This is a genomic window from Aeromonas sp. FDAARGOS 1418 (genome assembly GCF_019048585.1).
GTDB lineage: Bacteria > Pseudomonadota > Gammaproteobacteria > Enterobacterales > Aeromonadaceae > Aeromonas > Aeromonas caviae.
On sequence record NZ_CP077387.1, the window covers coordinates 1,668,646 to 1,691,416 of the forward strand.

The following is a 22,771-nucleotide window of genomic DNA, read 5'->3' on the forward strand; positions in this document are numbered from 1 at the left end:
CACGACATGTATGACCGTTTGATCCCCCCCGAGCGCATTCACCCCTGGGGAGACAAAGACCTGCTGGAGGCGACGGAGCAGGACCGCACCCGCATCGTGCAGGCGGCGCCGGTGCGTCGGTTGCAGCAGAAGACCCAGGTCTTCCCGCTCGATGTGAAAGCCTCGGTGCGCAGCCGCCTCACCCATTCGCTGGAGGTGCAGGAGACCGGTCGCCAGATCAGTCGCCGCATCCTGGCGGCGCTGCCGGCCGGAGTGGTGTGCGAGGGGGCCTTCATCAATCTGGTGGAGATGTCCTGCCTGTTGCACGATGTCGGCAACCCGCCGTTTGGCCATTTCGGCGAGCAGGTGATGAGTCAGTGGCTTGCCCAGGAGCTGGACGGCCTCTTCGCCCGTGCCCACGACCAGTTGCCGAGCGCCCAGTGGGCAACCCTTCGCCAGGATCTGCTGGTGTTTGACGGCAATGCCCAGAGCCTGCGACTGGTGCACAGCCTGCACGAGCTGAACCTCACCCTGGGGCAACTGGCGGCGCTGTGCAAATACCCGCAGCAGCCCCTGCCGGGATTGCACCATCCCCAGGGCTATGGTCAGCACCACGGCTGGACCAGCAAGCGCGGCATCTTCTTCAGCGAACAACCCCTCTATCGTGCCCTCGGCCAGAGCCTGGGGCTGGCCGAGGGGTGCCGTCATCCGCTGGTCTACATCATGGAGGCGGCGGACGACATCTCTTACTGCATCGCCGATCTCGAGGATGCGGTGGACAGGCACATCCTCACCCAGAACGAACTGCTGGCAGCCCTGCGCGAGGCGGACGAGGGCGGTTACATGGCCGACCTGCTCGATGAGGCGCTTGCCTCCGGTCGGGGGTTCTTCCCCCATTTTCGCCAGCATCTGACCCGGGATCTGGTGGCGCTGGCCGCCCATACCTATGTGGCCGAGCACGATCAGATCCTGAGCGGGGCCTATCCCCAGGCGCTGCTGCACGGTCAGGCTCCGGCAGCCCGGGTACTCGATACCCTCAAGCGGGTGGCTCGCGAGCTGGTGTTCATGCGCCCGGAGGTGGAGGCGCTGGAGCTGGAAGGCTATGCCGCCCTGCGCGGGGTGCTCTCCACCTACGCCTGCCTGCTGGCCCTGCCCGTCAGCCAGTTCGAGCGGCTGCTCGCAGGCAACGGCGGGAGCGAGCTCTTCTTTGCCCGGCGGCTGTTCCACCGCCTCTCTGCCCGCCACCTCAAGGCGTACCGGCTGGCGGTGGCGAGCCGGGATCCCCGTTTCGAAAAGGAGAGCGAGCAGGAGTGGTACTACCGGGTGCGGCTGCTGCTCGATTATGTGAGCGGCATGACGGATACCTATGCACTGGAGGAGTTCCGGCTGTTGTCAGGGATTTGACTGAACCTCTTTTTGGCCGCATTCCACCCATATGGGTGGGAGAGATATTGCGTAAAATTCGGTGTTTTTTTACACTGCGGCAACTTGTTCAACTTTCACACGGTAAGGAGACGACCATGCAACATTCCATGTTCAACGTTGCGTTCGATCGCTGCTCTGGCAGCGCGAAGACTCGTGCTCTTTATTTGCCGCGTGGAGGGGACAGGTAACACCTGCTTTTTTCATCACCCGCGGTTGTCCCGCAGGGTGATCACCTCTCTCCGGGGGAACCGCACGTTCAACTGGAGAATATTATGTCTATCGAACTCGCCCTGCTGCGCCACGTAGAGACCCTGGTTCAAAAAAGGATCACCCGGCTGGAGCGTCGCGTCAGCTACCTGCACCTTTCACCTGCCCTGCTCAAAGACATCGGGCTGGAAGGCAAGGAAGTGCAGATCGCCCATATCCGTGAGCGGGAGTTTCAAACCGGTTTCCGGCTCGGGAACCGAATAACCTGAGGGGAGGGGGCCCGGCCCCCGACCTGGTGGATGGCAGGCCTGGGCCTGCCATTTTTCTTTCCTGATGAGCATTGTCTCAATTTAGTTGTCGCACATTGCGCCAAACACTCTATGATCCCCCTCCGTTTCGTATGGGAGTTGATAATGTTCCGCCGCTGCTGTCGTCTCATCCTGCTATGTGGTCTGGCTTTCTGGAGCCTGATGGTTGCGGCCGCGCCGGCGCAACTGGACCAGAGCAACTTCACCCTGGACGAACTGCACTGGCTTGCCACCCATGATGAACTGGTCGTCGGCATGCCTTCGGCGGCCTGGCCACCCTATGTCTATACCGATGGGCGCGGCAACTTCACCGGCCCCCTGGATGAATTCGCCTCCCAGATTGCAGCCAGGCTGGGGGTGAGCCTTCGCTACCGTGCCTATGCCAACAATGCGGCGGTCCAGCAGGCCTTGCTGGATGGCAAGGTCGACATGTTGATCGGGGTGGCTCCGAGCCCGACCCGCACCCTGCAGATGCAATTTACCTCCGAGCTGATGGCACTGCCCCGGGCCGTGCTGTTGACGGGAGGACGGGAGAGCCTCTCTCTGGAAGAGGCCTATGGGGTGCGCTGGGTCTGCGTCTTCGGTGTCAGCGCCTGCGATGAGCTGCTGCGCCTGGGGATCTCGAACCTGATCACGGCCGACAGCCGGGACGAGGCGATCTTCATGCTCAAGGAGGGCAAGGCGGATGCCTATCTGGCCGAGCTGCCCATGCTGAACAGGCTGCAAGCCATGGCGGGCATGGCGCTGGCCAGGATCGACTGGATGAGGGATACCTCCCTCGCCATGGCCGTGGCACCCAGGAATGATGTCTTGCAGGGATTGCTGGAGCGGGCCCTCGAGGACATCTCTCCCTTGGAGCGTCGCGCCATTCTGGAGGCGGGGGACATCCTCGACTATGCCCTGGTGAAAAGGAGCAGGGAGATCGTCTTCAATCCGCAGGAGCAGGCGTGGTTGCAAGCACATCCGGTCATCCGCTACGGGGTTGCCCCGGATTGGCCCGGGATGAGCGAGGTGGACGATAGGGGGCGGCTCAAGGGGCTCATTGCCGATCTGCTGACACTGATGAGCCAGCGTGCCGGGCTTCAGTTCACCCTGGTGCCGACCCGGAGCTGGGCCCAGAGCATGGCGCTCTTCCAGGATCGCAAGCTGGATCTCATCCCGGCCATGACCCCCACCGCGGAGCGTCAGCAGTTTGCCCGCTTTACCTCCAACTACGCGTCGATCAACCGGGTGGTCGTGGCGAGGCAGGGGATGGCCGAGCTCACCGAAGCCAGGGCACTGAAAGGGCGCAGGGTGGGCATGGTGGGGGGCTCGGTGGAGCAGGTCTTGCTGAACGAGGTGGGGGCCATCGCCGTGCCGGTGGCCAGCGATGCCGAATTGCTGCCCCTGCTGGACCAGCAGAAGGTCGACTATGTGCTGATGAGCACCACCACCCTGGAGCAGTCGCTGCAAAAGGGATTCAGCGACCGCTACCAGGTGGTCTTCTCCGGCAGCGACCTGCGGGTACCCATCGCCATGGCGACCCAGTTGCAGGACCCCATGCTGCAGCAGATCCTCACCAAGGTGCTGATCGCCATTCCCCCCGACGAGCTCTCCGCCCTGGAGAAAAAGTGGCTCTCCCTGACCATACAGACGGGACTGGATCCGAAGACGGTGCTGCTCTGGTCCTCCCTCGGCGGCGGCATCTTCCTGCTCTGCCTCTTGCTGTTCATGGGCTGGAACCGGACGTTGCGCCGCCAGATCAGCCAGCGGCGGGAGGCCGAGCGGCGGCTCGAAGAGCAGTTGATGTTTGTCCAGATGATGCTGGATGCCCTGCCCAACCAGGTGGTGCTGACCAACGAGCGCTATGAAGTGGCAATGACGAACCGGGCGTACCGGCAGATGTTTCTCGGCGGGGAGAACCTGACGGGCTCCTATGAGCGGTTGCTCCAGGATCGATTGCCCGAGTCGATCCGTGCCAGGGTGATGGAGGAGGATGCCAGCGTCTGGGAGAGCGGAGAGGAGCTTCATGGCCGGGGCGAGATCCGGTTTGATGACGATCGCCTGCACCAGATGATCTACACCAAGCGGCTCTTTGCGGGGCCCGATGACAAGCGGCTCGGGATCCTGACCGTGCTGACCGACGTGACCGAGCTGGAGCAGGCGCGGTTTGCGGCCCAGGAGGCGCAGACCCGGCTGACCCAGATCACCGACAGCATGCCGGGTCTGGTCTATCAGTATCACTGGCTTGGGCCGGGCAAGGGGCACTTCCTCTACACCTCGCAAGGGGTCAGGGAGATGGTGGGGGTGGAAGAGGACCTGGTCGGCATGGCGGTCACCGGTGCCTCCATCCTGGGGCTGACAGGCAAGGCGCACCAGGACTTCGTGGCCACGGTGGATCGTCATGCCCTGAGCATGCAGCCGCTGGATCTCGAGGTGGAGATCCGGCGCCAGGGGGAGGCGGGCTATTTGCAGATCCGTGGTCACTTCGTTCACCAGGAGGGGCTTGAAGGGGTCATATTGAACGGCGTGGTGCAGGACATCACCAAGCTCAAGCGCCAGGAGCTGGAGCTGCGCCAGGCCAGGCGGGTGGCGGAGGAGGCGACCCAGGCGCGCAGCCGCTTCCTCGCCACCATGAGTCATGAGCTTCGCACTCCCATCTCCGGCATGCACGGCATGCACGGCATGCTGGAGCTGCTGCAAATGAGCCCGCTGGATGACGATCAGCGCTACATGTTGCGCAATATCTCGACCTCCACCAACCACCTGCTCTATCTGGTGAACGACATCCTGGACTTCTCCAAGATGGAAGCCGGGCAGTTGCAACTGCATCCCCATCACTGCCGCCTGACCTCGGTGATTTGCGATGTCATCCGGGGACATGCGGCCCTGGCCTATGGCAAGGGACTCATTGTGACGCTGCGGTGGGGGAAGACGGTGCCGGATCTGGCCTGCATCGACGGGATCAGGGTGGGGCAGGTGATCTCCAATCTGTTGAACAACGCGGTGAAGTTCACCGAGGCGGGGGCGATCGCCATCCAGGTGGATTATGAAGACGACCGGCTGGCCTTCCGGATCCGGGATACCGGGATAGGCATCGCCCTGGAGCAGCAGCGCACCCTCTTCATCCCGTTCAAGCAGGTGGAGTCCGACACCAACCGCCGGTTTGGCGGCACCGGGCTCGGGCTTGCCATCTGTCATCAACTCACCCAGAAAATGGGGGGGAGCCTGACCCTGGAGAGTACCCCCGGAATGGGCACCTGCGTGACTTTCACGTTGCCTCTGGCCGAGTGCCAGTGGGAAGCGCCCCCCCTGACCGGCCAGGTATGGTGGTGGTTTGGCGAGGATGAGGGGCTGGAATCGGTGATGGCCAGGCTGGGCGCCAGACTGGTTCGCATGGAGGCACACCATTGGCAGCAGCCCCTCGAGGGGCATCTGCTGGCGCAGGAGAATCACCTGGAGCAGGCCCTTGGCAGTGACTGGCTGGCCTGTTTGCAGCGTTCGAACCTCAAGGGCATAGTACTCTCTCCCCATGAGGCCCTGCGGGGACGCATGGGTGGTGACGCCTGGTGGCGACTGGGACAATCGCCTCTCTACCCCGATCTGTTGCTGGAAACCTGCCAGTCACTGTTCAACCAGCAGGCGAGCCAGTCGATGGGGATGGAGGGGGAGAAGCTCAGGGGGCGGGTGCTGGTGGCCGATGATCACCCCGTCAACCGGGCATTGCTGACGAGGCAGCTCGCTATCCTGGGGCTCGAGTCCGAGGTGGTGGAAGATGGCGAGGAGGCGCTGCGCGCCTGGCAGGGGCAGGACTTCGCCCTGCTGCTGACCGACTGCCACATGCCGGTGATGGATGGCTATGCCCTCACGCGAGCCTTGCGGGATGCCGGGGACAGTGCTCCCATTATCGGGGTGACGGCCGATACCTCTGAGGAGGCGAGCCAGCAGATGCGTGATGCCGGCATGAACGACATGCTGTTCAAGCCCTACAGCCTGGATGCCCTGAGCCAGACCCTGGGACGCTGGTTGCCGACTCAGGAAGAACAGCTCGCCTCGGAGGCGCCCCGGCAAGCCAGGGTTCAGCTACCTGGCATAAGCTGGTTGACCCTGTTCGGGGATGAGGCGGTGGCTCGCAGCATGGCCAGCGAATACCTGGAAGCCAACGAGCAGGATGGCGAGGACATGAGGCTGGCGCTGGCCAGCCAGGATACCCAGGCGCTGGTGGAGACGGCACATCGCATCAAGGGGGCCGCGCGCATGGTAGGACAGCAGGCATTGGCAGAGGAGGCGGCCCGGCTGGAGGCGGCGGCCAGATTGAAACAACTGGACAAGCTCGATGACCTGGCCAGGGCGGTACAGGCATTGATGGACTCTATCAGAGGTGAAACGGGGTTATGGCTCGATGAATAGCGCACGGCATGAGTTGGCGATCATGGTGGTGGAGGATCACAACTTCCAGCGCAAGGCCCTGATGCACCAGATCCGCGGACTGGGCTACGGCAACCTGCTGGAGGCGCAGGACGGGGAGGAGGCGCTGGCACAGTGCCAGCACCACAGGGTCGACATCCTGTTCTGCGATCTGCGCATGCCCGGCATGGATGGCATGGCGCTGCTGCGCCGCCTCTCCCTTGGCGGGTTCCGCGGCGGCATTGTGCTGTGCAGCGCCCTGGAGGATGACGTGGTCGATGCCGTACTGCGCATGAGCCGGGCCTATGGCCTGCAGGTGCTGGGGCGCATCGAGAAACCCGCGTCTCCCCAGCAGATCGCGCAGCTCATCGGTGCCTGGCGGCCCCAGCAGGTGCGCAGCCAGGAAGAGGATGGTTATCACCTGACCCTGGATGAGCTGCGCCGGGCGCTGGATCAGGACCAGTTGCTGCCCTGGTATCAACCCAAGGTGGGTTTTCACAACGGAGAGTGGCTCGGCATGGAGGCGCTTGCCCGCTGGCAGCACCCCGAATATGGCCTCATCTCGCCGGCCCGTTTCATCCCGCTGGCGGAGCACAACGGGCTCATCGACCCGCTCACCGAGGTGATCATCGGCAAGGCGCTGCGGGACGGCCACCTGTGGGAGAAGACCGGGCTCTCCCTGAACCTGTCGATGAACCTCTCCACCACCTCCCTCATCGAGGGGGATCTGTGCAACACCCTGCTCAGCCACTGCCAGCGCTGGAGCATCAACCCCGAGCTCATCACCCTCGAAGTGACCGAGAGCGCCTTCGTCAAGGATCTCGGCAAGTCGCTGGAGGTGCTGACCCGCTTGCGGATGCACGGTTTTGGTCTCTCTATCGATGATTTCGGGACCGGCTACTCCTCCATGCAGCAGCTCGCCCTGCTCCCCTTTACCGAGTTGAAACTGGACAGATCCTTCGTGGATCGCTGCTATGAAGATCCCTCTCGCCTAGCCATCATCGAGTCCAGCATCGAGCTGGCTCGCAAGTTGGGCTTGAAATCGGTGGCCGAGGGGGTCGAAGATGAGGCGACCTGGCAATTGCTGGCGAAGCTGGGGTGCGATCAATGCCAGGGCTTCTTCTCCGCCCGTCCCATGCCCCGTGAGGAGCTGATGGGATGGCATCAGGGTTGGCAGGCTCGTTTGCCCGCGCTCATCAGACGCTAATCCCGGGCAGGATGCCCGACGAATTCCAAGGATGGCCATGAAAATATCAAGCAAGTTGTTGTTGAGCTTCTGTTTTATCAACCTGCTCATCATTCTCTCCTCCGCCCTTGTCTATCATCAGCTCGGCCGGATCGAAGGCTCGCAAGATGCCTTGCTGGCCCAGGCCCTGCCCGCCCTGCAGCGGGACGAGGCGAGCCAGAAAGCCCTGATTGCCACCGTTTCATCCCTGCGGGCCTATCTCATCCTCGGCAAGGATCCGGCACAGGGTGATCGCATCAAGCAGGAGTGGGAAGAGGCCTGGCACGCCATCGAGCGCCAGCGTTTCACCCCCGATCTGACCCGGGCACTCAAGGATTTCAAGGGGGCACAGTCACAGGTGTGGGCCTTGGCTCATACCGAAGAGAACCTGCCCGCCCACACCCTGATGCTGCTGGAGGCCGGCCCCCTGGCGGAGTCGGCCCTCGATCAGTTGCAATCTTTTGCCAATGAAGAGGTGGCGACGCCCCAGGTGACGTTGCCCGGTGACAGGCGCCTGCTGCTCAAGCAGGTGGGGGATGCCTACAACAGCCTGGGCAATGCGCTCTCCGCCCTGCGGGATTTCCTCATCTCGGGGGAGAAGGAGTACCTGGACAAGTACCGGGACTACTACCAGTTCCACCAGCAGCGGGTGGCCGAGCTGAAACAGCAAGAGGCCAACTTCACCGAGGCACAAAAGGGGCTCTGGACGCTCTTTGAAGAGATGTCAGCCCCCTTTGCCGAGCTGGTCGGCCAGGTGATCGAGAAGCGCCAGGCCCCGGACTGGGACAGGGCCAACCACCTGATGGCCACCGAGATAGAGCCCGCCCTGACCCGGCTGGCGGATCAGCTGGCGACCCAGGTGACCCATACCCGTGCCGAGGTGGACAAGATGGCGGGGGAGATGGCGGCCGCCAGTCAGGCCATTCACCGCACCCTGCTGCTGGCCACCACCAGCGTCATCCTGCTGGGCACCCTGGTGGCCCTGCTGTTCAGCCGGCGCCTGACCCGGGACATCGCCAGCCTGGTGAAACGGGCGGGCCTGGTGGCCGATGGCCGCCTCCCCGTCACCCCCTTGCCCGTGCTTCGTCAGGATGAGCTGGGAGGGCTCACGGGCTCCATCAACCGGATGTCGGCACAGTTGCGCGAGCTGGTGGGGGAGATCCAGGGGGCGGTCGGTCAGGTGGAAGGGGCTGGCCGCGAGGTGGGCCAGACCACCAATGCCATCGTGGATGATCTGGCGAGCCAGAATCAGCGGCTCGATGCGGTGGCAGCCGCCATCGAGCAGATGTCGGTCAGTACCCGGGATGTGGCGGGCAACATTGCGGACGCGGCGGGAGCGGCTCGCCAGACCGAGCAACAGGCAAGGGAGGGGGAGCAGGCCCTCGCCCGCATGGGGACCACCATGGCGCAGATTGGTGCCATGATTGCCCAGGCAAACCAGGCGATGACGCAGCTCAGCAGCCAGAGCGAGCAGGTGGGGAGGGTCACCGAAGTGATCGCCACCATCGCCGAGCAGACCAATCTGCTGGCACTCAATGCGGCCATCGAGGCGGCGCGAGCCGGTGAGCAGGGACGGGGATTTGCCGTGGTGGCCGATGAAGTGAGGCAGTTGGCCAGCCGCACCAGCGCATCGACCATGGAGATCAACCAGACCATTGCCAGCATCCAGCAGCAGACCCGGGAGACCGCGGATACCGTGGGCAGCGGTACCCTGCTGGTGGAGCAGGGGCGCGGCGCCGTGGCCTCGGTGACCGAGACTCTGGAGTCGATGGCGACGCTGGTGCAGGATCTCAGCGGCCAGCTTGCCGCCATCGCCACCGCCACCGAGCAGCAGTCAAGGGCGGCGCAGGAGGTGGCGGGCACGGTGGAGGAGATTGCCGGGCTCAGCCATCAGTCCAGCGAGCATGGCCAGCAGGGGGAGCAGATCGCCGCCCGCCTGACCCGGGAGACGGGGAGACTGACATCGGCCATCAGCCGCTTCGAACTGGATGCCTGACGCAAGGGAGAGAAAACGGGGCAGACCTCTGGGTCTGCCCCGTTTTTTTCGGCCCGAAAACCTGGTGGTGGAAGGATGCACGACGCAGGTGCGGTCCTGACCGTTCGGAAGCAGGGGGATGGCGCCTTGTGTACTGCCCTGTGGCTCTTTCTGCCGGCAGGACGGGTCACTCCAGGCGGCGGAAGGCCTGGTTTTCGAAGCTGCTGCAGGTCTCCTGGTTGAGCAGGTTGACCAGCAGGATGGCCCGCTTTTCGCCATCCGGCTCCAGATAGATGGCTTCAAACCCGGCGAGGGGGCCGGATTCGATAAGTACCTTGTCTCCCTGGGTCGGCAGACGGGCATAGCTGGCGCGCGCCTCGTCGCTGTCGTCCCGGCTCATGAGCCGGTAGATCAGCTGGCTGCTGACGGGGGTCCACTCCTTGCCGAAGTGGATGATGCGACTGATGCCCCGGGTCGATTTCAGGGTGACCGGGGTGACCTCTTCCAGATCCACGTAGATGAAGAGGTAGTTGGGGAACATGGGCTCGCGCTGGGGCACGCGCTTGCCTCGCCGCAGTTTTTCAATCTCGACCATGGGGTAATAGGATTCAACGCCCTGGGCTGCCAGATGGGCGCGGGCGCGGGCCTCTTCCTTGGGTTTGCAGTAGGCCAGATACCATTTCTTCATTGTTGTTCTGTTTTTCGTGTTGCCGTGCTTGCGGCTATCATAACGGGGGTAAAAAAAAAGGCCACGCTTGACGTGGCCTTTTTTCCAGAGTGAGTGATTACCAACCTTTCACCAGACCGCCCTTGAACAGCTCGGTCCCCTTCTTGAAGACCTCGTCGGTCTGGAAGGACTGGACGAACTCCTTGACCTTCTCGTCGTCCTTGTTGTTCTCGCGAGCAACGATCAGGTTGACGTAGGGGGACTCCTTGTCTTCGACAAACAGGCCGTTCTCGGTCGGGGTCAGACCAATCTGACCGGCGAAGGTGTTGTTGATGATGGCCAGATCCACGTCTTCCAGGGAGCGCGGCAGTTGTGCGGCTTCCAGCTCGACGATCTTGAAGTTGCGCGGGTTGCTGGCGATGTCCAGTACGGTCGCTTCCAGACCGGCACCCTCTTTCAGCTTCAGCAGGCCCTGCTTCTCCAGCAGGATCAGGGAGCGACCCAGGTTGGTCGGATCGTTCGGCACCGCGATCTGGGCACCGTCTTTCAGCTCGGACAGGGCCTTGACCTTCTTGGAGTAACCGGCGATCGGGTAGACGAAGGTGTTGCCGACCGGCACCAGCTTGAAGCCGCGATCACGGATCTGGGCATCCAGGTAGGGTTTGTGCTGGAAGGCGTTGACGTCGACGCTGCCGTCGTTCAGGGCCACGTTCGGGGTGACGTAGTCGGAGAAGGTGACCACTTCGACGGTCAGGCCGTATTTTTCCTTGGCCACCTTGGCCGCGGTCTCAACCAGCTCGGTCTCGGGACCGGCGATGGCGCCCACCTTCAGGGTCTTGTTCTCTTCCTTCTGGCCGCAACCGACCAGTACCAGGGTTGCCAGCAGCGCAGCTGCTGCGGATTTGATGCCCAATTTCATAAAAACCTCCTGTCAGAAATCGACGATTAACGATGATCACATTGTTTGACCAGGCGCTCACCCGCGCTCTGGATGAGTTGAACCAGCACCACCAGAATGACCACGGTGACCAGCATGACGGTGGGATCGAAACGCTGGTAGCCGTAGCGAATACCCACATCACCGAGACCACCGCCTCCGATGGCACCTGCCATGGCGGAGTAGTTCACCAGGGTGACGAGGGTGATGATGACGCTGTTGAGGATCCCCGGCAGGGCCTCGGGCAGCAGCACCTTGGCGATGATTTGCAGGGGCTTGGCCCCCATGGCCTTGGCCGCTTCCAGCAGGCCGTCAGGCACCTCCATCAGGGCCCCTTCCACCAGGCGGGCGATGAAGGGAATGCAGCCCACGGTCAGCGGCACGATGGCGGCGATGGTTCCGATGCTGGTGCCGACGATGAAGCGGGTCAACGGAATGATGGCGACCAGCAGAATGATGAAGGGCACCGAGCGACCGACGTTGACGATGACGCCCAGGACCTTGTTGAGCAGCGGATTGGCCAGGATCTGGCCTGCCTTGGTCACGTGCAGCGCCACGCCGAGCGGCAGGCCGAGCAGGCAGCCGAACAGGGCGGAGGCAAACACCATGATGAGGGTGTCGCCCAGAGCCGAAATCAGCAGATTAATCATTGCTTCGGACATAACCCATTACCTCCAGCTGAATGTGGTTGTCGATGAGGAACTGCTGGGTGGCCTCGCACTGGGCCTCGTCCCCGAACAGTTCCGCCAGCAGGAAGCCGAACTTGACGCCACCGGCGTATTCGATGTCTGCGCTCAGGATGCTGATGTCGATGTTGAAACGGCGGCTCGCCTCGGAAATCAGCGGCGAATCCACCGTGGTCCCGGTAAAGCCGAGCTTCACCAGGGGATAGCTGCCGGGCACCCGGTCGCTACTCATCCGATCCTGATACTCCTGGGGCACTTCCAGGTGGATGGTGGAGTGGATGAAATCCCGGGCCAGCTGGGTCTTGGCATTGCTGAAGAACCAGGCCACTTCCCCCTGTTCGATCAGACGGCCGTCGCTGATGATGGCCACTTCGTCGCAGATCCCCTTCACCACGTCCATCTCGTGGGTGATGAGCAGTATGGTGAGCCCCAGCTTGACGTTGATCTCCTTGAGCAGGGTCAGGATCGAGCGGGTTGTCTGCGGGTCGAGGGCCGAGGTGGCCTCGTCACACAGCAGGACCTTGGGAGCCGGTGCCAGGGCACGGGCGATGGCGACGCGCTGCTTCTGCCCGCCGGAGAGCTCGGACGGATAGGCGTGGGCACGGGCTTCCAGCCCGACCAGGGCCAGCAGTTCGCTGACCCGGCTCTGGATCTTGTCCTTGCTCCAGCCCGCCAGCTCCAGCGGGAAGGCGATGTTGGCGGAGACGGTGCGAGAGGCCAGCAGGTTGAAGTGCTGGAAGATCATGCCGATCTGGCGGCGAGCCTGAGTCAGATCCCGCTCGCTCAGGGCGACCAGGTCCTGGCCATCGACGATGACCTGCCCCTCGGTGGGGCGCTCCAGCAGGTTGACGCAGCGGATGAGGGTACTCTTGCCGGCACCGGAGGCACCGATCACCCCGAAGATCTTGCCTTGGGGCACATGCAGGCTCACGTCACGCAGGGCGTGCACGGCATCACTGCCTTTACCGTAGACTTTGTTGAGACCGATCAACTTAATCATGGATTCTTCCGTGCTAACAGCCTTAAAGCACAGGGCGCTACAGGCGGGTAAATTGGGCAGAGGTTTCACTGGGTAGCTCTGTCATCATGGAGGATGATGCTAAGATGTCCGGATGGCTGTGTCAACGCATGTTTTTACGTCTAGACGTCTAAAAAATGGATAAGGATTCCCGCCATTTGACTATGGTGTGGAGGTATCACCACCAGTATCAATATTAGATTCCGATTTAATGACTCTAGTCCGAATATAAGCTGGTAAATATCTTTTATGTCGTCGATTTGATGTCTCCCCTTCGGACAATGTGCCCGGTCGTCCGGGCAGCCTCGCTGCCGGTTTCCCCTTCCTCCTGCCGTCTCTTTTTCTGCTTTCTTTTCCATCTCCTTGATGCAGAACAATAAATGACCAGTTCGTGGCCGTGTCGACATGCCAGCTCCCTATACTGGCTGCAGGTGGATGCCAGGAGGGAGGCGAGATGCGATTCCAACAGATCAAGGACCTGACGCTCTATCTCGAGGAGCTTCATCATCGGCAAGGGCACATTTACGGGCGCCAGATCCCCCGGGTGGATGCTGAGCGCAGCAGAATGTTGCTGGCCTATCTGCAAGGGCGGGAGGATGCCGCAGCGGCTCATCTGCACGATTATCGCGAGCAGATGGGAAGTGCGGTGAAGGAGACCTGGCTGGATCAGGGGTTTGGGGAGGATCTGCTGGCCGAGGGGGATCGTCTGGCGCTGCCTGCCACAACCCAGCCCGCGGAGATAGTGGCCCTGGTTTCACGCCAGGAGGAGAGGCTCATCGGCGAGCTGGAACGTCTGGCCCGGGAGTGCCCCACGCCCGACACGGCGGCGCTGCTGAAAGCCCTGGCCTCCATGGCCCAATCCCGCCTGACCCGTCTGGTACACGGTGCTCATCGCCTCGACGATCTCTGAGCCCGGATGAGAGAGACCCGGCACGGGCCGGGTCTTCTGATGTTGCTGGCGGTCAGCTCCCTTGCCGGGCCGCGCCATAGAGGGCGGCGCCTATGATGCCGGCCTGGTTGAGGTTCGCGGCCGCCACCAGGGGAGCCCGGGTCTCAATCTTGTCGATGAACTTGTCGAGCTTGGCGGCGCTGCCGCCCCCCAGGATGAAGAGGTCGGGGGAGAACAGAAACTCCAGGCGAGCCAGGTATTTGTTGAAACGTTTGCCCCAGCGGCCCCAGGAAAGATCCTCGCGCTTGCGCACCGCATCGGAGCAATAGTGTTCGGCCACCATGCCTTCCAGCATCAGGTGACCCAGCTCGGTATTGGGCAGCAACTGGCCATTGACGAAGACGGCGGTACCGATGCCGGTGCCGACGGTGATGAGAATGATAACCCCCTGGCGATCCTGCCCGGTGCCAAAGCGCATCTCCGCCAGACCGGCCGCATCGGCGTCGTTCAGGACATGGCAGGGCAGGCCGGTCACATCGGCAAACAGGTGGGCGGCATCGGTCTCAATCCAGCTCTTGTCGATGTTGGAGGCATTCTTGGCGATGCCGTTGTGGATGGTGGCGGGAAACCCGCACCCCACGGGCCCCTTCCATTGGAAGTGCTCGACCAGCGCCTTGAGGGTGTGTGCCACGGCGGCCGGGGTTGCCGGTTGCGGTGTGGCGATGCGGTGGCGTTCGCCAATCAGCTCCCCGGTTTCGGTGTCGACCAGGCAGCCCTTGATCCCGGACCCCCCAATATCTACTCCCAGCATCTGCATCAGAATCTTCCTTTTATTGTGCCGATGTTCAATGGTCGGCAGAGCATGAAAAAATGGCTGCGATCCGGCAAGTGCCAGATCACTTATGCGTGATCCGGCAGACCTTTTTCGATGCAGCGGATCAGCAATCGCGTCTTTTTATTCTCTTCCTGCTGACGCCTGGCCAGGGTCGCCAGCGCCCACTCGATATGCTCGGCCACCATGGGCGCCGCCTCAGGCAGCGCCTGTTCCAGGGCGGCCAGGACCTCGCTGCTGGCCGGTCCGTTGCCAAGGGCCACCGCCAGGTTGCGGCGCCAGCGCTGATAGCCGATGCGGCGGATGGGGCTGCCTTCCGTGTGCTTGAGAAATTCGGCCTCGCTCCAGCCCCACAAGGTCAAGAGGGGCGGGCGGTGCAGATTGGGGCGCGGGCTGAAGTCGGGCTCCGGGCTGGCATCGGCATAGCGGTTCCAGGGGCAGATGAGCTGGCAGTCGTCACAGCCATAGATGCGATTGCCCATGAGCGGCCTGAACTCCTCGGGAATGGGGCCGTCATTCTCGATGGTGAGATAGGAGATGCAGCGCCGTCCGTCTACCACATAGGGGGCGATGATGGCACCGGTGGGGCAGATGTTGATGCAGGCCACGCACTTGCCACACAGCTCCTTCTCCACCGGGGCATCCACGGGCAGCGGCAGGGCGATGAGCAATTCCCCCAGAAAGAAGAAGGAACCGGCAGACTCGTTGAGCAGCAGCGAGTGCTTGCCCACCCAGCCAAGGCCGGCCTTGGCCGCCAGCGGCCTTTCCAGAATAGGGGCCGAGTCGACGAAGGGGCGCCACTCGCCCAGGGTTTGTCCCGCCGCCCGCAACAGGGTGTCGCACCGCAGCTCTATGCGCTCCCCCAACTGCTTGAGCCGGTTGCGCAGCACCTTGTGGTAGTCGCGGCCGAGGGCATAGCGGCTGATGTAGCCGAGGGTGGGATCGCGCAGGGTGGCGGCAAAGCCCGCCTCGAACGGGAGGTAGTTCATCCGTACCGAGATGACCCGCAAGGTGCCCGGCAACAGCTCGTGGGGGCGGGCCCTCATCATGCCGTGGCGCGCCATGTAGTCCATGGTCCCGTGATAACCGGCATCCAGCCAGGCCTGCAACCTTGGCTCTTCCAGGGTGAGGTCGGTGTCGGCGATGCCGACCTGGTCAAATCCTAGCTCCCTTGCCCAGAGCTTGATATCGTGGGCCAGTTGCGCAAGTTCGGCAGCCGTCATGCAGCATCCCCCCTCTGCCTGCAGGAGTGTGGCAGGCGCAGGGCGGCAATATGGCGTGCCAGTTGCCAGGTCATGGGATGATGAAACGTGGGGGCCGTCATGGTAGAGGTGTTCGGGGACGCTATCCGCAAAAATGAGTGGGAGAGTCTAGCACAACCCCTGTGGCGGGCCGAGCAGATCCGCAGCATGGAACTGCGCTGGGCCGAGCAGGAGGGGTTGCCCCTCTATGTGCTGATGGAGCGGGCCGGGAGTGCGCTGTGCAACTATGCCTGTCACCACTGGCCCGATAGCCGTCAGTGGTGGATCTTCGTCGGCCCTGGCAACAACGGTGGGGATGGCTACGTGCTGGCCCGCCTTGCCCGGCGCATCGGCCTCGAACCTTTGGTGATTGCCGCCCGGGCTCCCGGCCTGCTGAGGGGAGATGCCAGGCGGGCTGCCGAAGAGTGGCTCGCGTCGGGGGGAAGCGTGACCATGGCCGAGGATCTGCTGCCCGCCACGCTGCCGCCGCCGGATCTGGTCATAGACGCACTGCTCGGTACCGGCGTCCAGTTTCCCCTCTCCTCGTCAATGACAAAGATCGTCGCAACAATCAATGGCTTGAACGCGCCCGTGCTGGCGGTGGATCTCCCCTCCGGTCTCAATGCCGACACCGGCCGCGCCATGGGCGCACTGGTGCGTGCCACCCGCACCCTCACTTTCATCGGCATCAAGCAGGGCATGCTCACCGCTGACGGGGTGGACGGAGTCGGCCACCTCGACCGGGATCCCCTGGGAGTGACGCCGGGGGAGGAATGGGTTCCCGCTGCCGAGCGGATCGATTATCCCAGCCTCAAGGGGTTGCTGACCCCGCGCAGGCGCTCGGCTCACAAGGGACACAGCGGCAAGGTACTGCTGACGGGGGGGAACCTCGGCATGCAGGGAGCCATCCTGCTGGCGGGTCAGGCCTGTCTGCGGGCGGGGGCGGGATTGGTACGCCTGCGCCAGCACCCGGATTGCCCTGCGGCCAGCCTGGTTCAACCCGAGCTGATGGGATGCCCGGCGGACATGGATGAAGGGTGGGCATCGGTGCAGGTACTGGGCCCCGGGCTCGGTCAGGATGGGTGGGGCCGGGCTCGGTTCGAACAGGGCATCGGAGCCGCCGTGCCACTGGTATTGGACGCCGATGGATTGAATTGGCTGGCGCAGGCCCCCCGTCATCAGGATAATTGGGTGCTCACGCCCCACCCCGGGGAGGCGGCTCGCCTGCTGGGTTGCTCCATCGCCGAGGTCGAGGGGGACAGGTTTGCGGCCGTCTCGCGACTGCAACAGCGCTACGGTGGTGTGGTGTTGCTCAAGGGGGCGGGGTCGCTCATCTGCGACGGCAGGCGCATTTCCCTGTGCGACGAGGGCAACCCCGGCATGGCCAGTGGCGGCATGGGTGACCTCTTGTCTGGTATAATCGCCGCCCTTCTGGCTCAGGGCTGGTCTGCGGGCATGGCCACCCGACTCGGGGCCGTGATCCACGCAGAGGCCGCCGATCTGGCCGCTGCCGAGGGTGAGAGGGGCATGCTGGCATCGGATCTGCTGCCCTGGATCCGTCGTCTGGTCAATCCGACACAGTAACAAGTAACAAGAAGAACATGGCAAAAACCTTGATGATGACACTGCCGGACGAGGCAGCAACAGTGGCGCTGGGTGGCCGTCTGGCAAAGGCGTGCCAACAGGCCACCACGGTATTTCTGCACGGTGCCCTCGGGGCCGGCAAAACCACCCTGACCCGAGGCTGGGTGCAGGGACTGGGTCATGAGGGCAAGGTCAAGAGTCCGACCTATACCCTGGTGGAGCCCTATGAGCTTGCCCAGTGGCAGGTCTATCACTTCGATCTCTATCGACTGGCGGACCCGGAAGAGCTGGAGTTCATGGGCATTCGCGACTATTTCGCCGCCGATACCCTCTGCCTGGTGGAGTGGCCAGAGAAGGGCGACGGCTGGCTGCCAGCCCCGGATCTCGAGATCACCCTGAGTTATGCAAACGAGCAGCGCGAGGTGCAGATTGATGCCCGCACTGCTATCGGCGAAGCCATTCTGGAACGGTTGTCATCTCAGTGCGCGTGATCCTTGTTTTTGTTCTCTCCCTGATGGCATTGCCCACCTGGGCCAATCAGCTCAAGAGTGTGCGGGTGTGGCCATCACCGGACAACACCCGGGTGGTGCTCGACATGAGCAGCGCCCCCAATTTCAACTACTTCACCCTGACCGGTCCGAACCGTCTGGTCATCGACCTGAAAGGGGCGAGCAACGCCACCAACCTGGCCCGCATCGAGAACAAGAGCGAGCTGGTGCGCAAGATCCGCGAGAGCACGCCGCTGGAGAAGGGCGGCCTGCGACTGGTGCTGGATCTCGGCTCTGCCATCAAGCCGGTGGTCTTCCCGCTGGCGCCGGCAGGCCCCTATGGCCACCGTCTGGTGATCGATCTTCCCTATGAAGAGAAGGGGAGCGCTGCGGCGCAGCCCGCTCCCGTCGGGGGACACGGCAAGGCCATCGTCATCGCCATCGATCCTGGTCACGGTGGGGAAGACCCGGGCTCCATCGGCCCGCGCCGCACCTACGAGAAACGGGTGACCCTGGCGGTCTCCCAGAAGCTGGCGGCCCTCATCGACCGGGAGCCCGGCATGCGAGCCGTGCTGACCCGCCGTGGCGACTACTTCGTCGATCTCAACAAACGCTCCGAAATCGCCCGCAAGGCCAAGGCCGACCTGCTGGTGTCGGTGCATGCCGACAGCTTCCACAACTCGACTCCTCGCGGCGCCTCCGTCTGGGTGCTGTCGACCAATCGCGCCAACCGCGAGATGGGTAGCTGGCTCGAGAAGCAGGAGAAACAGGGGGAGCTGCTGGGGGGCGTTGGCAAGGTATTGGCCGAGTCTGATCCCAACCCCTATCTGGCGCAGACCTTCCTGGATCTCTCCATGGACAAGTCCAGGGCCGAAGGCTATGACGTCAGCCGCCAGATCCTGCGCTCGCTCGGGCGGGTGGCCAGATTGCACAAGAAGGCGCCGGAACATGCGAGTCTGGCGGTGCTGAAGGCGCCGGACATCCCCTCGGTACTGGTGGAGACGGGCTTTATCTCGAACCACGCCGAGGAGAAGCTGCTGGCCACTGCCAGCTATCAGGATCAGCTGGCCCGGGCCATCTTCGAGGGGATCCGCAACTATTACCGCAGCCATCCGACCAAGGGGCCCATGCTCACCGGCAAGGGCCAGGTAGCCGCCCCGCCGCGTCAGGCGCCTGCCAGCAAGCCGGTCGCCGTCAGCAAGCCGGCTGCCCAGCCAACGCAGCAGGTCGTGACCAACCGGATGCCGGCGAGCGAGCCCTATCGCGTCGGTGAGGGCGGCGCCCCGGTCAGCAGTGTCGGCAGCGCCTCCGGTGCCGGCGTGATCAAACCTTACAAGGTGGCTGCTCAGGAGCCGAGTGCGCCGGTAGCCAGCGTGCAGAGCAACGACAAGTCCAACATGATCCGCCACGTGGTCACCCGTGGCCAGAGTCTCTCCCGTCTCGCCGAGAAACATGGGGTGAGTCAGGCGCGACTGGTGGAGATCAACAAGCTCAAGTCGCGGGACATCCAGATAGGGCAGGTGCTCTATATTCCGCGAAAATAGCGTGGGCTGAAGAACGCCGCCCTTCTCTGCCGATGGCAGGGAGGGGCGGTGAGCGTTGATGGCGCCAGGTCCACCTCTTCCCCTTTTTCATCTGCAGGAGCAAGCGATGCCAATCCGTATATTGCCGCCGATTCTGGCCAACCAGATTGCTGCCGGTGAGGTCGTGGAGCGGCCCTCCTCCGTGGTGAAGGAACTGGTGGAAAACAGCCTGGATGCGGGGGCTGACCGGGTAGAGATCGACATCGACAAGGGAGGCGCCAAGCTTATCCGCATTCGTGACAACGGCTGCGGTGTCGCCAGGGATGAGCTGGTGCTGGCGCTGTCGCGCCACGCCACCTCCAAGGTGGCGACCCTGGACGATCTGGAAGGGATCAACAGCCTGGGCTTTCGCGGGGAGGCGCTCGCCTCCATCAGCTCCGTCTCCCGCCTCACCTTCACCTCCCGCACGGCAGAGCAGAGCGAGGCCTGGCAGGCCCAGGCGGAAGGGCGTGAGATGAGCGTCACCGTCAAGCCGGCAGCCCACCCGGTGGGCACCACGGTGGAGGTGGTGGATCTCTTCTTCAACACCCCGGCGCGGCGCAAGTTCATGCGCAGCGAAAAGACCGAATTTGCCCACATCGACGAACTGGTGCGCCGCATCGCGCTCTCCCGCTTCGACGCTACCCTGATCCTGCGCCACAACGGCAAGGTGGTGCGCCAGTACAAGGCGGCCAACACGGTGGCGGAGCAGGAGCGCCGCCTCGCCGCCGTCTGCGGTTCCCCCTTCATGCACCATGCCCTGGCGGTATCGAGCGAACACAGCGACGTGCGGTTGTGGGGCTGGCTGGCCACCCCGGCAGGAGCCAGGCCGCAGAACGACCTGCAATACACCTATGTCAATGGCCGCATGATGCGGGACAAGCTCATCAATCACGCCATTCGCCAGGCCTATGACGAGCTGCTGCCCGCCGATCGCTTCGCGGCCTATGTGCTCTATATCGAGCTGGATCCCCGCCAGGTGGATGTCAACGTCCATCCGGCCAAGCACGAAGTGCGTTTCCATCAGGCGCGTCTCATCCACGATTTCATCTTCCAGGCGCTGTTTACCGCACTGCGCCAGGACGGGGCAGGGAGCGTCACCGATGCCCCCCTAGCCGAGACCCAGGTCGAGCTGCCGGGCAGCCCGGAGATCACCTATCCGGGTCAGGCGCCGCGCACCGAGTGGTACGGTGCCGAACACGGCTATCGGGCTCCTGCCCCTGCGCGAGATGGTGACGGCGTGCGGGAAGGCGGTGGTGGCAGGGGAGGACACTACCAGCCTCCCGAACCCCCGAGCCGAGCCGCCATGCGAGGCATGGGCGCCTTGCTCACCACCCTGCCCGAGGTGGCGATGCCGGCATCCCGGCCCGTAGCCGAGAGCGGTGCCGTCGAGACGCCAGCCCGAACGGGGGAGTGGCGCGCCCTGAGCCTGGTCGAGCAGGCCTATCTGCTGATGGAGCGTCAGGGGCAACTGGCGCTGCTCTCCCTGGTGCGCGCCGAGCGTCTGTTGTTGCGCCACTGGCTGCTGGATGCCTGGGGCCAGGGGCTGGCGGCCCAGCCTCTGTTGCTGCCGGTCTCCTTCAAGCTGCCGAAAAACCTGATCGCCCTGGTGGAGGAGCGGGAACGCCTGCTCAAACGCATGGGGCTGGAGTTGAAAAGCGGGGGACGCGACACCATGATCCTGACTCGGGTGCCTGCCCTGCTGCGCCAGACCGATCTGGCCCGTCTCTTACCCGAATTGTTGCAGCTGGTCGAGAGTGGATCTGACAGTGATGCCGACGCACAGGCTGGGGTACTATGCCAGTGGTTGGTGGAACAAGGCATAAGTGCCGAAAAAATATACGATTTTGCCACTGCCACCCGGTTGTTGACGGAACTTGTTGCCGATTTCAGTGACCAACTGGCAGACGTTCGCATGGTGCGCCCGTTGCCGCTGGCGAACGTGCTGGCCGAGTTTGCCGATGGCAACTGACGGCGTCTCGTCGTCTGTTGCATCCATATAACCAGTTTTATGCTGGCTCGCCCGTGAAGGGGCGGCCGAAGGGAGTGTTTAACGTGGCTGACTTGCCGACTGCAATTTTTCTGATGGGGCCGACGGCCTCCGGCAAGACGGATCTCGCCATTGAACTGTGCCAGGCCCTGCCCTGCGACATCATCAGCGTGGACTCCGCGCTCATCTATCGCGGCATGGACATAGGCACCGCCAAGCCGACGCCAGCTGAGCTGGCGCAGGCCCCGCACCGGCTGATCGACATCCTGGATCCCGCCATGAGCTATTCGGCGGCGGATTTTTGCAAGGATGCCCTGCGGGAGATGAAAGAGATCGCCGACCGTGGTCGCATTCCGCTGCTGGTGGGCGGCACCATGCTCTATTTCAAGGCGCTGCTGGAGGGGCTTTCTCCACTGCCTTCCGCCGATCCCGCCATTCGGGCCGGCATCGAGGAAGAGGCTGCCCGCCTCGGCTGGCAGGCGCTGCACGACGAGCTGGTGCGCATCGACCCGGTGGCCGGTGCCCGCATCCACCCCAACGATCCCCAGCGCCTGTGCCGGGCGCTCGAGGTTTACCGCATCAGCGGCAAGACCCTCACCGAGCTGACCCAGGTGCAGGGAGAGGGGCTGCCCTACCGGGCGCTGCAGTTTGCCATCGCGCCAAGGGATCGGGGCGTGCTGCACCAGCGCATCGAACAGCGGTTTGACAAGATGCTGGGTAGCGGCTTCGAGCAGGAGGTCAGGGCGCTTTACGAGCGGGGGGATCTCACCCCGGATCTTCCCTCCATTCGCTGCGTGGGATACCGCCAAATGTGGAACTACCTGGCGGGGGAAGTGGAGTATGATGAGATGCGTTATCGCGGCATTGTTGCCACCCGCCAGTTGGCCAAGCGTCAGATGACCTGGTTGCGCGGTTGGCCTGATGTGACCTGGTTGGAATCTGGTGAGTCTGGCAATCTGGCCAGGGTCGTCGCCCAAGCTGGTCCGGCTTGACACTCCTGTATAATCAGGTTGTTATATTGAATATCCGGTGTTTAAAAACAACAAACTATAAGGAAAAGAAAGATGGCTAAGGGGCAATCTCTCCAAGACCCGTTTTTGAATGCGCTGCGCCGTGAGCGTATTCCTGTTTCTATCTATTTGGTGAACGGCATCAAACTGCAGGGTCAGATCGAATCGTTTGACCAGTTTGTCATTCTGCTGAAGAACACCGTGAGCCAGATGGTCTACAAGCACGCCATTTCCACCGTGGTGCCGGCCCGTGCCGTCAACCATCACCAGCACGCCCCGGGCGCCGCCGGTGAAGAGCAGGGTGAAGCCGAGGCGTGATATCCTGCGGCGAGTCCACTCGCCAACTCAGATCCATCATGATA

The 22,771-nt window shown here is 63.2% G+C and carries 18 protein-coding genes; 12 read left to right on the plus strand and 6 right to left on the minus strand.

All coding sequences use genetic code 11. From position 1 onward, the window contains the following. Window positions 1-6: 6 nt before the first annotated feature. The 5 genes from dgt to I6L48_RS08085 all read left to right on the plus strand — a co-directional run bounded on the left by dgt (window position 7) and on the right by I6L48_RS08085 (window position 9,526). Window positions 7-1,383, plus strand: coding sequence for a dGTPase (gene dgt / locus I6L48_RS08065; protein ID WP_216987936.1), 1,377 nt, complete (start codon window positions 7-9; stop codon window positions 1,381-1,383). Window positions 1,384-1,676: 293 nt separating this feature from the next. After that, a complete protein-coding gene (locus tag I6L48_RS08070; RefSeq protein WP_041211124.1) occupies window positions 1,677-1,880 on the plus strand; it encodes a hypothetical protein in 204 nt (67 codons plus the stop codon). Between the two features lie 144 nt (window positions 1,881-2,024). After that, complete coding sequence (locus I6L48_RS08075; protein WP_216987937.1) at window positions 2,025-6,308, plus strand: transporter substrate-binding domain-containing protein; 4,284 nt, start codon at window positions 2,025-2,027, stop codon at window positions 6,306-6,308. Then, on the plus strand, window positions 6,301-7,512 hold the full coding sequence (locus tag I6L48_RS08080; protein WP_041214588.1) for an EAL domain-containing protein: 1,212 nt from the start codon (window positions 6,301-6,303) through the stop codon (window positions 7,510-7,512). The genes I6L48_RS08075 and I6L48_RS08080 overlap by 8 nt, the downstream gene beginning before the upstream one ends. Before the next feature lie 37 nt (window positions 7,513-7,549). Further along, the gene (locus tag I6L48_RS08085) at window positions 7,550-9,526 is read left to right on the plus strand and encodes a methyl-accepting chemotaxis protein (protein WP_113069688.1); all 1,977 of its coding nucleotides are present in this window, start codon (window positions 7,550-7,552) and stop codon (window positions 9,524-9,526) included. A gap of 166 nt (window positions 9,527-9,692) precedes the next feature. Here the strand turns inward: I6L48_RS08085 and rfaH are convergent, their stop codons facing one another. The 4 genes from rfaH to metN all read right to left on the minus strand — a co-directional run bounded on the left by rfaH (window position 9,693) and on the right by metN (window position 12,795). Beyond that, entirely contained in the window at window positions 9,693-10,193 is a 501-nt protein-coding gene (gene rfaH, locus I6L48_RS08090; protein ID WP_010673182.1) for a transcription/translation regulatory transformer protein RfaH, read from the minus strand. 97 nt (window positions 10,194-10,290) lie between these two features. Beyond that, window positions 10,291-11,091, minus strand: a complete 801-nt coding sequence (gene metQ / locus I6L48_RS08095; RefSeq protein WP_010673183.1) for a methionine ABC transporter substrate-binding lipoprotein MetQ — start codon at window positions 11,089-11,091, stop codon at window positions 10,291-10,293. Between the two features lie 26 nt (window positions 11,092-11,117). Next, entirely contained in the window at window positions 11,118-11,771 is a 654-nt protein-coding gene (locus tag I6L48_RS08100; protein ID WP_029313844.1) for a methionine ABC transporter permease, read from the minus strand. Next, the gene (gene metN / locus I6L48_RS08105; protein WP_039040957.1) at window positions 11,752-12,795 is read right to left on the minus strand and encodes a methionine ABC transporter ATP-binding protein MetN; all 1,044 of its coding nucleotides are present in this window, start codon (window positions 12,793-12,795) and stop codon (window positions 11,752-11,754) included. The genes I6L48_RS08100 and metN overlap by 20 nt, the downstream gene beginning before the upstream one ends. Window positions 12,796-13,267: 472 nt before the next feature. Here metN and I6L48_RS08110 point away from each other — a divergent pair, with 472 nt between their 5' ends. Next, entirely contained in the window at window positions 13,268-13,723 is a 456-nt protein-coding gene (locus I6L48_RS08110; protein WP_113069689.1) for a hypothetical protein, read from the plus strand. A 52-nt stretch (window positions 13,724-13,775) separates the two neighbouring features. Here I6L48_RS08110 and ppgK read toward each other — a convergent pair whose 3' ends face one another. Together ppgK and queG are read right to left on the minus strand one after the other, a co-directional pair. Then, window positions 13,776-14,519: a polyphosphate--glucose phosphotransferase gene (gene ppgK / locus I6L48_RS08115; protein ID WP_042016688.1), complete on the minus strand. Its 744-nt coding sequence runs from the start codon at window positions 14,517-14,519 to the stop codon at window positions 13,776-13,778. 83 nt (window positions 14,520-14,602) lie between these two features. Next, window positions 14,603-15,757 (minus strand): tRNA epoxyqueuosine(34) reductase QueG, encoded by a 1,155-nt coding sequence (queG, locus tag I6L48_RS08120; protein ID WP_113069690.1) that lies wholly within the window; start codon window positions 15,755-15,757, stop codon window positions 14,603-14,605. 99 nt (window positions 15,758-15,856) lie between these two features. On the opposite strand from queG, the gene I6L48_RS08125 reads away from it, so the two are divergent. The 6 genes from I6L48_RS08125 to hfq all read left to right on the plus strand — a co-directional run bounded on the left by I6L48_RS08125 (window position 15,857) and on the right by hfq (window position 22,727). Next, a complete protein-coding gene (locus I6L48_RS08125; protein WP_113070614.1) occupies window positions 15,857-17,359 on the plus strand; it encodes an NAD(P)H-hydrate dehydratase in 1,503 nt (500 codons plus the stop codon). Window positions 17,360-17,376: 17 nt separating this feature from the next. Further along, window positions 17,377-17,850: a tRNA (adenosine(37)-N6)-threonylcarbamoyltransferase complex ATPase subunit type 1 TsaE gene (tsaE, locus tag I6L48_RS08130; RefSeq protein WP_029313846.1), complete on the plus strand. Its 474-nt coding sequence runs from the start codon at window positions 17,377-17,379 to the stop codon at window positions 17,848-17,850. Then, on the plus strand, window positions 17,841-19,391 hold the full coding sequence (locus I6L48_RS08135; RefSeq protein ID WP_041214594.1) for an N-acetylmuramoyl-L-alanine amidase: 1,551 nt from the start codon (window positions 17,841-17,843) through the stop codon (window positions 19,389-19,391). Before tsaE ends, I6L48_RS08135 begins: the two co-directional genes overlap by 10 nt. 106 nt (window positions 19,392-19,497) lie before the next feature. Continuing rightward, complete coding sequence (gene mutL / locus I6L48_RS08140) at window positions 19,498-21,381, plus strand: DNA mismatch repair endonuclease MutL (RefSeq protein ID WP_113069692.1); 1,884 nt, start codon at window positions 19,498-19,500, stop codon at window positions 21,379-21,381. A 92-nt stretch (window positions 21,382-21,473) separates the two neighbouring features. Further along, complete coding sequence (gene miaA / locus I6L48_RS08145; protein WP_254203236.1) at window positions 21,474-22,391, plus strand: tRNA (adenosine(37)-N6)-dimethylallyltransferase MiaA; 918 nt, start codon at window positions 21,474-21,476, stop codon at window positions 22,389-22,391. Between the two features lie 72 nt (window positions 22,392-22,463). Further along, window positions 22,464-22,727: an RNA chaperone Hfq gene (gene hfq, locus I6L48_RS08150; RefSeq protein ID WP_011704864.1), complete on the plus strand. Its 264-nt coding sequence runs from the start codon at window positions 22,464-22,466 to the stop codon at window positions 22,725-22,727. Window positions 22,728-22,771: the final 44 nt, after the last annotated feature.

Excerpts from the sequence above, each read along its gene's own strand:
- I6L48_RS08070 (WP_041211124.1), top strand. The coding sequence starts at position 1,677 with ATGTCTATCGAACTCGCCCTGCTGCGCCACGTAGAGACCCTGGTTCAA.
- I6L48_RS08085 (WP_113069688.1), top strand. The coding sequence starts at position 7,550 with ATGAAAATATCAAGCAAGTTGTTGTTGAGCTTCTGTTTTATCAACCTG.
- dgt (WP_216987936.1), top strand. The coding sequence starts at position 7 with ATGTATGACCGTTTGATCCCCCCCGAGCGCATTCACCCCTGGGGAGAC.
- I6L48_RS08080 (WP_041214588.1), top strand. The coding sequence starts at position 6,301 with ATGAATAGCGCACGGCATGAGTTGGCGATCATGGTGGTGGAGGATCAC.
- I6L48_RS08075 (WP_216987937.1), top strand. The coding sequence starts at position 2,025 with ATGTTCCGCCGCTGCTGTCGTCTCATCCTGCTATGTGGTCTGGCTTTC.
- queG (WP_113069690.1), bottom strand. The coding sequence starts at position 15,757 with ATGACGGCTGCCGAACTTGCGCAACTGGCCCACGATATCAAGCTCTGG.
- I6L48_RS08125 (WP_113070614.1), top strand. The coding sequence starts at position 15,857 with ATGGTAGAGGTGTTCGGGGACGCTATCCGCAAAAATGAGTGGGAGAGT.
- hfq (WP_011704864.1), top strand. The coding sequence starts at position 22,464 with ATGGCTAAGGGGCAATCTCTCCAAGACCCGTTTTTGAATGCGCTGCGC.
- rfaH (WP_010673182.1), bottom strand. The coding sequence starts at position 10,193 with ATGAAGAAATGGTATCTGGCCTACTGCAAACCCAAGGAAGAGGCCCGC.
- mutL (WP_113069692.1), top strand. The coding sequence starts at position 19,498 with ATGCCAATCCGTATATTGCCGCCGATTCTGGCCAACCAGATTGCTGCC.
- metN (WP_039040957.1), bottom strand. The coding sequence starts at position 12,795 with ATGATTAAGTTGATCGGTCTCAACAAAGTCTACGGTAAAGGCAGTGAT.
- metQ (WP_010673183.1), bottom strand. The coding sequence starts at position 11,091 with ATGAAATTGGGCATCAAATCCGCAGCAGCTGCGCTGCTGGCAACCCTG.
- I6L48_RS08100 (WP_029313844.1), bottom strand. The coding sequence starts at position 11,771 with ATGTCCGAAGCAATGATTAATCTGCTGATTTCGGCTCTGGGCGACACC.
- ppgK (WP_042016688.1), bottom strand. The coding sequence starts at position 14,519 with ATGCAGATGCTGGGAGTAGATATTGGGGGGTCCGGGATCAAGGGCTGC.
- tsaE (WP_029313846.1), top strand. The coding sequence starts at position 17,377 with ATGGCAAAAACCTTGATGATGACACTGCCGGACGAGGCAGCAACAGTG.
- I6L48_RS08110 (WP_113069689.1), top strand. The coding sequence starts at position 13,268 with ATGCGATTCCAACAGATCAAGGACCTGACGCTCTATCTCGAGGAGCTT.